The sequence below is a fragment of the Streptomyces sp. NPDC042201 genome (genome assembly GCF_055582185.1).
Window position 1 is genome coordinate 194,307 of the sequence record NZ_JBVJDS010000007.1, and the last position, 12,092, is coordinate 206,398.

The following is a 12,092-nucleotide window of genomic DNA, read 5'->3' on the forward strand; positions in this document are numbered from 1 at the left end:
TCGACAACCTCACCCCCCTGACGGAGAGTGGGACGCCGAGATCCCCCTGGGGGTTGCCCTTCGTTCAGGTGAGCGATGATGGGACGGCACCCGTTGTGAACTTCAGGGAGAGCCTCCATGGCACCGCGCATGCTCCTCGCCCGGCATGGCCAGACGGCCTGGTCGCTGTCCGGTCAGCACACCGGCAGGACGGACATCCCCCTGCTCGACGAGGGCCGTCGCGGCGCCAAGCTGCTGGGCGAGCGGCTGCATCGCGCGCCCTGGTCGGGGCTGGCCGGCGCGGAGATACGCACCAGCCCGCTGGCCCGCGCGAGCGAGACCTGCGAACTGGCGGGCTTCGGCGACAGGGCCGAGCCGTGGGACGCGCTCATGGAGTTCGACTACGGCGCGTACGAGGGCATGACCCCGGCCGAGATCAAGGCGGCGCGCCCCGACTGGTTCATCTGGCGCGACGGCGTCCCGGAGGGCGAGAGCCTGGCGCAGGTCTCCGCGCGGGCCGACGAGGTCGTCGCGTGGGCGCGCTCGGCCGACCGTGACGTACTGGTCTTCGCGCACGGCCACATCCTGCGCGCGATCGGGGCGCGCTGGCTGGGCGAGGACATCTCCTTCGCGGCCCGTATCCGGCTCGACCCGACGTCGGTCTCGGTGCTCAGCTGGGCGTACGACCTCCCGGCGATCCAGGTCTGGAACGACACGGCGCACCTGGCGTCCTGACCGGGCTCACGGTCCCTGACCTGGCTCCGGCGGTTCGCGGGCGGGGACCGGCGCTCACTTACCGGGGTTCGTCCGGGGGTTCGTCGAGGCGTGGCGGTCCAGGAACGCGCGCACGTCCGGCTGCCGCCGCTGGGGCAGCAGGACCCGGACCGTGGCCGCGAGCCGCGCGTGGATACGGGACGACTGGACCTGGTCCAGCAGGTCGAGCACCTGATGGCCGGCCGCCGCGGCCTCGTCGGGTGAGCCCGCGTGGGCCAGGTCGGTGGCCAGCTCAGCGCGGTAGAGGGCGAGATTGCGGGTGAAGTGCGGATCCTGGAGGACCGTCGCGCGGTAGGCGTGGCGGGCCGCCCGCGACCAGTCGCCGAGCGCCGCGTGGCACAGCGACTCCAGCGCTTCGAGCTCGGGTTCGCCGAAGAAGGACATCCACTCGGGGTCGGCGTCCGAGGGTCCTTGGTCGAAGAGGCCCTGGGCCTGGGACAGGGCCTGCTCGCAGTTCGTACGGTCGCCGAGCCCGGCCCAGCCGCCCGCCTCCCGCAGGGCGAGCAGCGACAGCAGCCGCGGCGACGACAGATGCCGGGCCGCGCGCCGGCCCGCCTGCGCGGCGCGCACCGCTTCCCGGTGCCGGCCGGAATCCCCGGCCAGGAACGATGTATTACAGAAGGCGTGCGCCTCCAGCGCGGGATCGCCCGCCACCCGCGCGGTCGCCAGCGCCTCCGCGTAGTGGGAGCGCGCGTCGTCGTAACGGCCGGAGTCGTGCGCGAGCCAGCCCACCGAGATCGACAGCTCGCCGGCGCCGGAGTGCAGCCGGTCCGCGGTGGAGCGGTGGGTCGCCGTCCCCGCGTCGAGCAGCGCGTGCGCGGCACGCAGCGGCTGGGCGGCCCGCCGGTAGAGCCCGTCGGCGCCGTGCCGGTCGTCGAGGAGTCTGATCCGCCGGACCGCCTCTTCGACGGCGCTCACCTCGGCCTCGCCGACCCGCCGCGGTCGGGGTACGGCCGCGGCGGGCGTGCCGCCGAGACCGAGGGACGCGGCCGCCATCGTGAGGGGGCCGCCGGTCATGAATGCGCGACGCAGCACGTCGCTCTCCTCGCTGATGTCGCTGACGTCGCTGACGTCCGTGAAGTGAGTCGGAGTCGGAGTGGGAGCCGGGGTCGGGACGGAGATCGGGGTCGGAATGGACATCGGGGCCGGGAGGGAAATCGGAGTCGGATTCGAGATCGGGGTGGGGGGTGCGCCGGGGAGGGGCCGCGCCGCCCGGCCGCGTACCTGTTCACGTGCCGAGAAGCCCAGGTCCGTCAGGGTCAGCCCGGGGAACATATGCAGGAAGACCCGTTCGTACGCGTAGTTGGGGCAGCGGATCTCGCCCGCCTCCACCCGTCCGATATAACGCGCGTCGCAGGCGACCTGTTCACCGATCTCCCGCGCCGCCCTGCGTACGGCGGCGGCGAACTCCCCCGGCGAGCGCTGGGCGCGCAGCCGGCGGAAGGCGAGGTTGGGAACTGCCCGAGACGACGCCATGCCGAGCCCTCTCCTGGTACAGCCGGTGGTGCTGCCGGCCGCCCGGCGCACGGTGGTGGCCAACTCCGGTTCTTCCGGCGGGCAAGAAGGTACCCGCTGTGACGGGTCGCATACACAGGGTTTGCCTACAAAGGGGATATCTCACCCACGATCTGCCATGAACTGCCACCCTTTGCGGCGGTGCGCCGCCGTAGCTGTTGACGCCGCGCCGCGTTGAACCATGTGGAGACGCCCAACGCGTCTGCGCTCGGTGAGGAGGGGTTCCCGTGGTGGAGTCGGAGGTCGGTGTGGAGGCCAGCGATGGCGCACGGACGACTGCTCAGCACACGACCGGCCAGGGGGACGACTCGCCTCCCGGTGATACCGGGGAAGCCTGTGATCTGGTGACCGTTCCGGCCCGGCAAGGGCTCGAAGCGGTCGACATCCTGCGGCGCGGGGCCACGCCGGTGGTGGGGCCTGTACTGCACGACGGGCCCTGCGACACCCTCGGCTTTCTGGTGCCGCCGGGTACGGCGGCGGCCTGGGACATGCCGGGCAGCGCCTGTACCCGGACGAACGGCCGCGGCCTGCGCATTCCCGCCGAGCCGCCGGTCACCGGCTCGGGCTGGCTCCTGCCCCCCGACGCGACGGGCCCGGTCACGGACCCGGAGGTACTGCGGGAGGCGCTGGGCGAGGCGGCAAGACTGATCGAGGCCGCCGACCGCTGCAGCTAGCGGACGCCCCCGGCGAGTGACCGTATGAGCGCCCGGCCGCCCGTCCCCACGACCGCCGGCGAGCGAGCCGAAGGGGCGTCGGCGCCCCGTCTCCACGACTGCCGGCGAGTGAGCCTATCGAGGCGGCCGACCGCTGCAGCTAGCAGCGTGCCCCTGGCGAGTGACCGTGGGAGCGCCCGGCCGCCCGTCTCCACGACTGCCGGCGAGTGAGCCGAAGGGGCGCGCCGCTGTCGAAAGGGAGAACGCGCACAGGTTCGTGAGGAACGAGCGAACCGAGCACGATCGACTGTCGACAGTGGCATAAAGCGCCCGGAGGCGAACCGAGCCCTTAAAAAACACCCCGATACTGGAGGGGTGGCAAAGAACAAAGGCCGTGCGCGGCCCACGGCAGAGCCCGTGGTCGAGACCGTCGACGGCGGGATCGCCGAGCTGATACCCGACCGTGAGCGGTCCCGCGCCTGGACGCTGCTGATCGACCGCGCCCCCCAGTCGCATGTCGATCTCGACGACCCCACGTATCTGTCCTTCGAGTACCAGCGCAGACTCGGCCATGTCGCCGATCTCGTAGCCCCCGCGAACCAGCCCCTGCACGTCGTCCATCTCGGCGGCGGGGCCTTCACCCTCGCCCGCTATGTCGCCGCCACCCGGCCCCGCTCCACCCAGCAGATCGTCGAGTTGGACGCGGCCCTCGTCCAATTCGTCCGCAAACAGCTCCCGTTGGATCCCAACGCGCGGATACGGGTCCGCTCCACCGATGCCCGCAGCGGGCTCGGCAAGGTGCCGGAGGGCTGGGCGGATCTGGTGATCGCCGATGTGTTCGCCGGTGCCCGCACCCCCGCGCATCTCACCAGCTCCGAGTTCCTGATGGACGTACGGCGCGTGCTGAAGCCGGACGGCTGCTACGCCGCCAACCTCGCCGACGGCCCGCCGCTCAGCCATCTGCGCGGCCAGATCGCCACCGCCGCCGGGGTCTTCGGGCAGCTCGCCCTCGCCGCCGATCCGACCGTGCTGCGCGGCCGCCGCTTCGGCAACGCCGTACTGCTCGCCTCGGACCGTGAACTGCCCATCGCCGAGCTGACCCGCCGCGTCGCGAGCGATCCGCATCCGGGGCGGGTGGAACACGGCCGGGCGCTGGCCGACTTCACCGGCGGGGCGCCTTCGGTCACCGACGAGAGTGCCAGGCCCTCACCGCCGCCCCCGGCCGGTGCGTTCCACGAGGTCTGACGGCCGGCGCCGCTGTGAGCGGTCGGGCCGGCGCGGCTGAGCGATCCGACGCGCACCTCAGCGGTCGTCGAACTCCACCATCGGCGGATGGTCGTTCCAGGTGCAGAACACCGAGACCTCCCGGCCGTTCCGGGTGAACGTCACGCGGATCCAGGCCGGTTGCGTCCAGACCTGCATCTGCCAGCCCGCGGCCGGCGTCGCCGAGACCAACTCCGCCGTTTCCGCGCCGATGTCGAAGACGACCCGGCCGCCGTCGACCGTATAGCTCTTCACCTGGCCGGATGGCGGCGGTTCCGCGCTCCGGGCCGGGCTCTGCTCCGGTTTCGCGGCGGGCGGGCTCGTCGAGGGCCGGTGGCTCCTGCCCGGCGTCGCCGTCACCGGCCGCGTCGGCTTCGCGGACGGGCTCGCGGGCCGCCGGGTCGAGGCGGCGACGGGACTGGCGCGCTGCTCCGCCGCGCTGCCCGCGGGGAGCGGGAGCGCGCGCGGCGGGTCGTACGCCGTCCCGGCCATGACCGTGTGGACGCCCCACCACGACAGCGTGACCGCCGCGCCGGTGGAGAGCAGCCACGCCAGGGCGTGCAGGAGTCCTCTGCGCATCCGGAGCATCCTGGCCATAGTGCACGACCCGCGCCTCCGCTGTCCCGCGAGTCCGGCTTTCGGGGTCCGGCATCCGGGGGCTGGGAGTTCGGCGCGCGGCGTTCTCCACGGACCGTACGGAGTCGCCTTCCCCCGTCCCCCGAATGGCGTACGGTGCCGCCCATGCCCAGTGTGCTCGTGGTCGAGGACGACCAGTTCGTGCGCTCCGCCCTCATCAGGCACTTGACCGAGGCTTCCCACACCGTACGGAGCGTCGGTACGGCCCTGGAGGCGCTGCGCGAGGTGGCCCACTTCCGGTTCGACGTGGTCATCCTCGACCTCGGTCTGCCCGATCTCGACGGTTCCGAGGCGCTGAAGATGCTGCGTGGCATCACCGACGTACCGGTGATCATCGCTACCGCGCGGGACGACGAGACGGAGATCGTCCGGCTGCTCAACGATGGCGCGGACGACTACCTCACCAAGCCGTTCTCCGTGGAACACCTGTCGGCCAGGATGGCGGCCGTCCTGCGCCGCTCGCGCGCCACCACGGGCGAGGCCCCGCCGCCGCGCGTGATCCGGGTGGGCGGGCTGTCCATCGATCCGCTGCGCCGCCAGGCCGAGCTGAACGGGACGCAGCTGGACCTGACCCGGCGGGAGTTCGACCTGCTGACGTTCCTCGCCGGGCGCCCCGGGGTGGTCGTACCGCGCAAGGAGCTGCTCGCCGAGGTGTGGCAGCAGTCGTACGGCGACGACCAGACCATCGACGTCCATCTGTCCTGGCTGCGGCGCAAGTTGGGGGAGACGGCGGCCAGGCCGCGCTATCTGCACACCCTGCGCGGCGTCGGGGTGAAGCTGGAGCCGCCCGTACAGCCGCCCGTACAGCCACTCGTACCGGAGCCGCCCCCGCATCCGCCCGTGCCGGAGCCGCCCGTATGAGATGGGCCCTGGTCAAGGTCGCCGTGGCCGTCACGGTCATGGTCGTCGTGGCCTTCGCCGTACCCCTGGGCCTGGTCATCAAGGAGATGGCCGGCGACCGGGCCTTCTCCAACGCCGAGCGGCAGGCCGCCGCCATCGGCCCCACCCTCTCCATCACCACCGACCGCGACAATCTTGAACGGGCCGTCGCCTCCACCCAGGCCGGTGCCGACGGGCGGATGGCCGTGCATGTCCCGGCCACCGAGGAGCCGGGCAGCCTGCCGCTGGAGATCGGTACGCGCCGGGCCGCCGAGAAGGACCTGCGGACCGTACGGCGGCTCGGCCGCGCCTCCATCACCGAGGTAGCCGGCGGCTCCGCGCTGCTCCAGCCGACCGCCATCGGCTCTTCCCTCGGCTCGGCGCCGATCGCGATCGTCGAGGTGTACGTCCCCGAGAAGGAGGTCTCCAACGGGGTCACCACCGCCTGGCTGATGCTCGCCGCTGTGGGCGTCGCGCTGATCGTCGGCTCGGTCGCCGTCGCCGACCGGCTCGGGCTGCGGATGGTCGAGCCCGCGCAGCGGCTCGCGGGCGCCGCGCAGGCCCTGGGCGAGGGAAAGCTCGGGGTGCGCGTCCCGGAGGAGGGGCCGCCCGAGCTGCGCTCCGCCGCGGTCGCCTTCAACTCCATGGCCGACCAGGTCGTCCAGCTCCTGTCCAACGAACGGGAGTTGGCGGCCGACCTCTCGCACCGGCTGCGCACCCCGCTCACCGTGCTGCGCCTCAACGCCGCCTCGCTCGGGGAAGGACCGGCCGCCGACCAGACCAGGGCCGCGGTCGCCCAGCTGGAACGGGAGGTCGACACGATCATCCGTACCGCACGCGAGGCCAAGCCGCCGACGACGGCGGCGGGAGCGGCCGGGGGCTGCGACGTCTCGGAAGTCGTCAGGGAGCGCATGGACTTCTGGTCCGCGCTGGCCGAGGACGAGGGCCGTACGGTACGGCTCGCGGGCGTAGGACGGCCGGTACGCATCCCGGTGGCCAGGACCGAAATGGTGGCCGCGCTCGACGCCTTGCTCGGCAATGTCTTCCGCCACACCACGGAGGGCACGGCCTTCTCCGTCGATGTGCACAACGGCGAGGACGCGGTGATCGTCCTGGTCTCCGACGCGGGCCCCGGTATCGCGGACCCGCGGGCCGCGCTCGCCCGGGGCAACAGCGGGGGCACCGAAGGCTCGACCGGGCTGGGCCTCGACATCGTGCGGAGGGTCGCGGAGTCGACGGGCGGGGATGTACGGATCGGGCGCTCGGTGCTCGGCGGCACCGAGGTGCGGATCTGGATCGGGCTCGACGGGTGGCGCTCTCCGGGCACCTCGCGGGGCCACCGGCCCCGCCGCCGCAAGCGCGGGGCGGCCGGCCGCAGAGCCGCGGAGGTCTGAACGCGTCCGAACCCACCGTCGGGCTCGATGAAAGTATTTGAATTTATATTCTGCAATTGAATACAGAGCCCCTCTCATTCACCTGAATGCATTGCCGCTCCGGCGCGCTTTTATGCGTAATATGCCAGCACGGAATCGGCGGTACCGCCGTGCGGGAACGAGAAAAGCGGATGCGAGCAGTTGTGACGGGAAAGGCCGGGTGGGGCTGTGCCGAGCGGCGTTGAGTCGACGGATGTGAAGGAATGGGAGCGCGCCGGAGATGAGCCGGCCGCGCGGGAACGGTATGAGGAATCGCGCGCGCCCGGCGGGCTTTCCGGACTGTCGGGACCGCTGCGGGCGGGACTGGCGGTCGCCGTGGTCCTGTGTCTGGCAACGTCCCTGGTCCATGTGATTCTGGTCTTTCTGCACGTGGCCCCCTCGAATGCCGTCTCGCAGCGGTACAGCCAACAGATCAGTGCGTGGGTCTATCCGCTGTTCGAGCAGAATTGGCGGCTCTTCGCCCCGGATCCTGAGTCGGTCAACCGGCAGATTTCGGCGAGAACCCTGCACATCACGCCGGACGGCGATGAACAGGTGAGCAGCTGGTTCGATCTGACCGCCGTGGACGATTCCGCGGTCGAGCACGACGTGTTCCCGAGTCATACGTCGCAGAACATGCTGCGGCGGGCCTGGACCTCCTACCTCGAATTGCACGGCGGCGAGGACCAGCCACGGTCGGCGCGCGCCCTGATGCTCCAGCGGTATCTGCGCAATATCGCGGTGAACCGCGTCGCCGCCCATCGCACCGGCCCCTTCGAGTCCATCCAGCTCCGGGTGCTCACGCTGCCCATCGCCCCGCCCGGCGCCGGCCCGGCCACGGCCGCTCCCGCGCCGGTCGATACCCGCTATCTGCCCTGGTGGAAGGTGACCTCCCATGGGAACTGAGCAGGCGCCGATCGAGGCACCCGCATCGCGACGACCCACCGGCCGGCGGACGTACGCGAGCACAGCGCGGCGAGCGCTCGCCCGGATCAGCGGGTTCCTCGCCACCCTGACCGAACGGCCGGTGTCCCTGTACGCCGCGGCCGTACTGCGCATCGGCTACGGACTTCTCTATCTCGGCTTCCTGCTGCGGGAGTTCCCGTACCGCGACGAGATCTGGGGCCCCGGTTCGGCGTGGACACCCGAGCTGGCGAAGCAGCTCTTCGACCAGACGGGCTGGGCCAGCCTTCTCACGCTGTCCGAGAGCCGCGCGTACTTCGAACTCTGTTACGTCCTGGCTCTCGTGGTGGCCGCGCTGTTCATGGTGGGCTGGCGGACCAGGGCCGTGTCCGTCCTCTTCGCCGTCATGGTGGCGTCGTTCCACGCCAGGTCGATCTTCATGACGGACGGGGGAGACAACCTCATCCTTCTGATGGCCCTCTACCTCGTCTTCACCGCGTGCGGGCGGCGCTGGTCCCTCGACGCGCGCAGGGCCCGGCTCCGGGCGGCGTCTTCGCCTGCGGGGCAGGGCGCGGCCACGCCGGTGGGCCTGGTGGGCGTGGCGGGCCCGGGGGGCCTGGTGGGCCTGGTGGCCCAACTCCGGGACGCCCGGACCGTGCTGACCGCGGTGATGCACAACTGCGCCATGTTTGTCATCGCGGCCCAGGTCTGCTTCCTCTACGGATCCGCCGGGCTGTTCAAGGTCCAGGGCGGCACCTGGGGCAACGGGACAGCTCTCCACTACGTCCTGAACCTCGACCTGTTCCGGCCCTGGCCCGCGCTCTCCCTCCTGGCGGACGAGCACGCGGTGCTGCTCGCGGTCGTCGGCTATCTGACGGTGCTGATTCAGGTCGCCTTCCCGTTCGTCCTGTTCGGCAAGCTCAAATACCCGGTCCTCACCCTGCTGTTCGGCATGCACCTGGGTATCGCGGTGATGCTGGGCCTGCCGCTCTTCTCCGGCGCGATGATCGTTGCCGACGCGGTGTTCCTCCCGGACCGCTTCTTCCGGGCCCTGGCCCGCCTGTGGCGGCGCGCGGCGCGGCGTACGGGTATCTGGCGGCCGGAGCCGCGGCAAGGTCCTGAGGCCGTGGCGGTGCCCCCACAGGCCCAGCCCGGCAGACTCGCGACCAGGACCTGACAGGACCTGACGCACCGTCCCGGAAAGGAATGATCCCCTGACCCGTTGTCCCAGGTCAGGGGATCACTGTGTCGATCCGATGTGGCCGGAGGACGCCGCGCGGCCATGCCGGGTCCGATTGTCGGGCATCCTCTGCTGGACGAGCAGACGGCCCGGGACGATGGCGCGCCCCGGCCCGCACCCGTGAGAGCAAAGGACCGAAACCTCATGACAGACCACAACGCCCTGGTGGCGTTCGTCCGGGCACGCCTCGACGAGGAGGAACAGATCGCGAAGGCGGCCGGCGGCGACACCTGGCGCTGCCCGCCCGAGCTGCCGGGCGAGGTCCACGACCGCACCGGCGGCATCTCGTACAGCGTCAAGACGGAGGGCTACGACCAGCACATCGCCCGCCAGGACCCGGCGCACACCCTCCGCCGCATCGAGACGAGCCGGGTCCTCCTGGACGAGTACGCGGAAGTGGCCCCCATGGACACCGACCGCCCGGCCCACGACTTCCCGGCCGGCCGCGCGGTCGGCCTGGGATTCGTCGTCCGCCAACTAGCCGCAGAACACGCCGGCCACCCCGACTACCAGGTGAAATGGCTACCCCGCTTCGCCCAGTAACCAACCGCGGCCGACCCGCGCGCGAACCTGTTCAGGGGTGATCCCCGTGCCGTACCCGTACGGCTCGTACGTGACGTAGTCGCCGCTCCTCATGGCGTCGGCTCCGCTCTGGCGAGATCCGCTCCGTAGCGTGTCAGCAGCCACTCGCAGTCGAGGCTGAGCTGCCGTACCTGGACGTGCGCGGCCAGCGGCGCCGCGGCGAGACTCTCCGCGGTGTCGTGCCGGATGCTGTCGAGGCGCGAGACGAGGGTGTACCAGGCGGTCCCGCCGCGCCACAGCTGATCGGCGTGTGCCTGTGCGGCGGGGAGCAGGGCGGTGATGTGGGTACGGAGCCGCCCGGCCAGGTCGGCCAGATCGGCGCGGTCGCCGATGCCCCGGCCGACCGAGTGGGCCTGGTCGATGACGGCCTGGATGGTGTCGGCCCCGGCAGGCGCGGCGGTTGCGGCGGGCTCGGGCGCTCTGGGCGCCGGGCCGGCCGGTTGCCCCTTGGTCGTCACGGGTGACGCTCCTGTCGCAGTCAGTAATCGTTCACTGATGCCGACCGTAGGGGCGCCTGCTCGACGGAGGGGGCACAGTTTGTGCCCCCTCGTTCACGCGGCCAACAGCCCGAGCTTGACGGCCAGCGCGGACGCGCGCTGACGCCGAGCGGGGTTCTTCGACTCCGCTTCCTCAAGGACGATGCGCTTGGCGTACCCGTTGTACTTGATCGTCTCCGGGGCGGACTCGTGAGCCCGCGACAGGGTGTCGAGGGCCACGTCCGGCTGCCCGTCCAACTGGTAGCCGCGTGCTTCCTCGATCCGATGCCGAGCGCGGCGCGGCCGGGACGGAATCGTCAGGGCGTCCGAGGCGGCGGACTGCCGGACCGACTCGCCGCCGGCGTGAAGCTCCACGGCCACGGTCACGGCGTGCGCGCCCATGATGGCGCGGGAGAACGAGGTGACCGGATGGTAGTAGTCAGCAGGCAGCTTCATCGCCATGGTGTGAGCCCGGTCCCAGTACCGCCACGCGGTGCCGGTCTCCGCCCGGCGAGCCGCCGTGTACCCCGCCTCGAACGTCAGCGCCCCGGCGATGGCGCGGACGTCGTCCGACGCGTCAGGCAGCAGCGGCTCAAGGAACTCGATGGCTGACACGGTGACCTCGTCGGCCGCGTCGTAGTGCCCGGGGCCGGAGTCCCGGTGCGCCTGGGCTGTCAGCCAGGCGGCGACGCCGATGGTGTGCGGGTCCTCGGACTCCTGCGCTGCGATCATGCCGCGCTCGGCGACGCGCCAGAGAAGGGGTGCGTCGGGCTGGTAGGCGATGAAGAACTGGCTGAGGCTGTACACCTCGGACAGCGCGGCCTGGGCGGCACGACGGTCAGGTGCGGAGTCCGCCTCCCGGGCGGCGAGCTGGGCGTCGTGGATCAGGTCGGGCAGGAGTTCGCCGACGACCTCCCGGTGATTCGGAGCGCTGTGCCGGGCCGACCACGCGCGGGCGAGACGAGCCCGGAGGTGAGCCGTCGGCGGCGCCTGGCGGGCGGTGGTGGTGAGCGGGAAGCTGTTGACGGCGGCCCGCACAGCGCCGAGCCGGGGGTGGCCGGGGCCGGTGAAAAGATCGATGTGCGCGGACCGGTCTCCGGTGAGCTCTGACAGGTTTCCGACCCGGAGCAATTCGGCGAAGCCCAGGATCACTTGGAGCTTGGGCGTCTTCAACCGGCCGGTTTCGACGGCCTTCACCCAGGACCCGGTGCGGCCCATCAGGCCGCCAAGTTGATCTCGGGTCAGGCCCTTTCGGGTGCGCAGCAGTTGCAGACGCTGGCCGAACACCAGCGGATCGACATAGGGGTCCGGGGTAGCGTCAGATGGCACGGCTTTGCCCCTCTCTGAACAGCTCGTCACGTTCAGGGTATGGGGCAGGACGATTCTCACGTGAGCCACGGCGCACGACCTCGCGGAGGTGCTGGCGCCCGTGACCGAGGGGAGCTGACGATGCCGAGTCCGGGACCGCTGTCGGAGGAAGAGATCGCCGCGGCGTTGGGGACCGCGCCGGGATGGGTGAGGTCGGGCGACGAGATCACCCGGACGTTCGGGATCCGGTATCACGGTGGCGTGGCGATGATCGTGCACGTCGCCGACGTGGAGCGGCTGATCGGCCATCACGCGGACATCGATCTCCGCTGGGATCGGGTGAGGTTCGGGATCACCACGCACGATGCCGGCCACAAGCTGACGGCCGCGGACTTCGATCTCGCGCGGCGCATCGACGCGATTGCGCAGGCGCACGGGGCGGAGCCGCTCCGCGAGGGCTAGGGGATTGTCC

General features: G+C 71.5%; 13 protein-coding genes. 9 read left to right on the forward strand and 4 right to left on the reverse strand.

What is annotated here, in order from left to right; all coding sequences use genetic code 11:
• The first annotated feature begins 117 nt into the window (after window positions 1-117).
• Window positions 118-714 carry a histidine phosphatase family protein gene (locus ACZ6MZ_RS19070; protein WP_469353115.1) on the forward strand — a complete coding sequence of 199 codons (597 nt, stop codon included), beginning with the start codon at window positions 118-120 and terminating at the stop codon, window positions 712-714.
• 54 nt (window positions 715-768) lie between these two features.
• Here the strand turns inward: ACZ6MZ_RS19070 and ACZ6MZ_RS19075 are convergent, their stop codons facing one another.
• Complete coding sequence (locus ACZ6MZ_RS19075) at window positions 769-2,229, reverse strand: tetratricopeptide repeat protein (protein ID WP_469353117.1); 1,461 nt, start codon at window positions 2,227-2,229, stop codon at window positions 769-771.
• Between the two features lie 266 nt (window positions 2,230-2,495).
• Here ACZ6MZ_RS19075 and ACZ6MZ_RS19080 point away from each other — a divergent pair, with 266 nt between their 5' ends.
• Both ACZ6MZ_RS19080 and ACZ6MZ_RS19085 read left to right on the forward strand, forming a co-directional pair.
• On the forward strand, window positions 2,496-2,942 hold the full coding sequence (locus ACZ6MZ_RS19080) for a hypothetical protein (RefSeq protein ID WP_389783303.1): 447 nt from the start codon (window positions 2,496-2,498) through the stop codon (window positions 2,940-2,942).
• Between the two features lie 354 nt (window positions 2,943-3,296).
• Window positions 3,297-4,166, forward strand: a complete 870-nt coding sequence (locus tag ACZ6MZ_RS19085; RefSeq protein WP_386877632.1) for a spermidine synthase — start codon at window positions 3,297-3,299, stop codon at window positions 4,164-4,166.
• A 57-nt stretch (window positions 4,167-4,223) separates the two neighbouring features.
• On the opposite strand, the gene ACZ6MZ_RS19090 is transcribed toward ACZ6MZ_RS19085, so the two are convergent.
• Window positions 4,224-4,763 (reverse strand): hypothetical protein, encoded by a 540-nt coding sequence (locus ACZ6MZ_RS19090; protein WP_469353119.1) that lies wholly within the window; start codon window positions 4,761-4,763, stop codon window positions 4,224-4,226.
• 162 nt (window positions 4,764-4,925) lie between these two features.
• Here ACZ6MZ_RS19090 and ACZ6MZ_RS19095 point away from each other — a divergent pair, with 162 nt between their 5' ends.
• The 5 genes from ACZ6MZ_RS19095 (at window position 4,926) to ACZ6MZ_RS19115 (ending at window position 9,797) form a co-directional block, all read left to right on the forward strand.
• Window positions 4,926-5,681 (forward strand): response regulator transcription factor, encoded by a 756-nt coding sequence (locus tag ACZ6MZ_RS19095; protein WP_469353121.1) that lies wholly within the window; start codon window positions 4,926-4,928, stop codon window positions 5,679-5,681.
• A complete protein-coding gene (locus ACZ6MZ_RS19100; protein ID WP_384332847.1) occupies window positions 5,678-7,093 on the forward strand; it encodes a HAMP domain-containing sensor histidine kinase in 1,416 nt (471 codons plus the stop codon). Before ACZ6MZ_RS19095 ends, ACZ6MZ_RS19100 begins: the two co-directional genes overlap by 4 nt.
• A gap of 207 nt (window positions 7,094-7,300) precedes the next feature.
• Complete coding sequence (locus tag ACZ6MZ_RS19105) at window positions 7,301-8,017, forward strand: DUF5819 family protein (protein ID WP_469353124.1); 717 nt, start codon at window positions 7,301-7,303, stop codon at window positions 8,015-8,017.
• Window positions 8,007-9,191: an HTTM domain-containing protein gene (locus ACZ6MZ_RS19110; protein ID WP_469353126.1), complete on the forward strand. Its 1,185-nt coding sequence runs from the start codon at window positions 8,007-8,009 to the stop codon at window positions 9,189-9,191. The genes ACZ6MZ_RS19105 and ACZ6MZ_RS19110 overlap by 11 nt, the downstream gene beginning before the upstream one ends.
• A gap of 207 nt (window positions 9,192-9,398) precedes the next feature.
• Entirely contained in the window at window positions 9,399-9,797 is a 399-nt protein-coding gene (locus tag ACZ6MZ_RS19115; RefSeq protein ID WP_384332856.1) for a DUF6221 family protein, read from the forward strand.
• 89 nt (window positions 9,798-9,886) lie between these two features.
• Here the strand turns inward: ACZ6MZ_RS19115 and ACZ6MZ_RS19120 are convergent, their stop codons facing one another.
• Both ACZ6MZ_RS19120 and ACZ6MZ_RS19125 read right to left on the reverse strand, forming a co-directional pair.
• Window positions 9,887-10,294 (reverse strand): DUF6415 family natural product biosynthesis protein, encoded by a 408-nt coding sequence (locus tag ACZ6MZ_RS19120; RefSeq protein WP_469353129.1) that lies wholly within the window; start codon window positions 10,292-10,294, stop codon window positions 9,887-9,889.
• Between the two features lie 93 nt (window positions 10,295-10,387).
• Window positions 10,388-11,641 carry a helix-turn-helix domain-containing protein gene (locus tag ACZ6MZ_RS19125; RefSeq protein WP_469353131.1) on the reverse strand — a complete coding sequence of 418 codons (1,254 nt, stop codon included), beginning with the start codon at window positions 11,639-11,641 and terminating at the stop codon, window positions 10,388-10,390.
• A 120-nt stretch (window positions 11,642-11,761) separates the two neighbouring features.
• On the opposite strand from ACZ6MZ_RS19125, the gene ACZ6MZ_RS19130 reads away from it, so the two are divergent.
• Window positions 11,762-12,082 (forward strand): 4a-hydroxytetrahydrobiopterin dehydratase, encoded by a 321-nt coding sequence (locus ACZ6MZ_RS19130; RefSeq protein ID WP_384187147.1) that lies wholly within the window; start codon window positions 11,762-11,764, stop codon window positions 12,080-12,082.
• The last annotated feature ends 10 nt before the right edge of the window (window positions 12,083-12,092 follow it).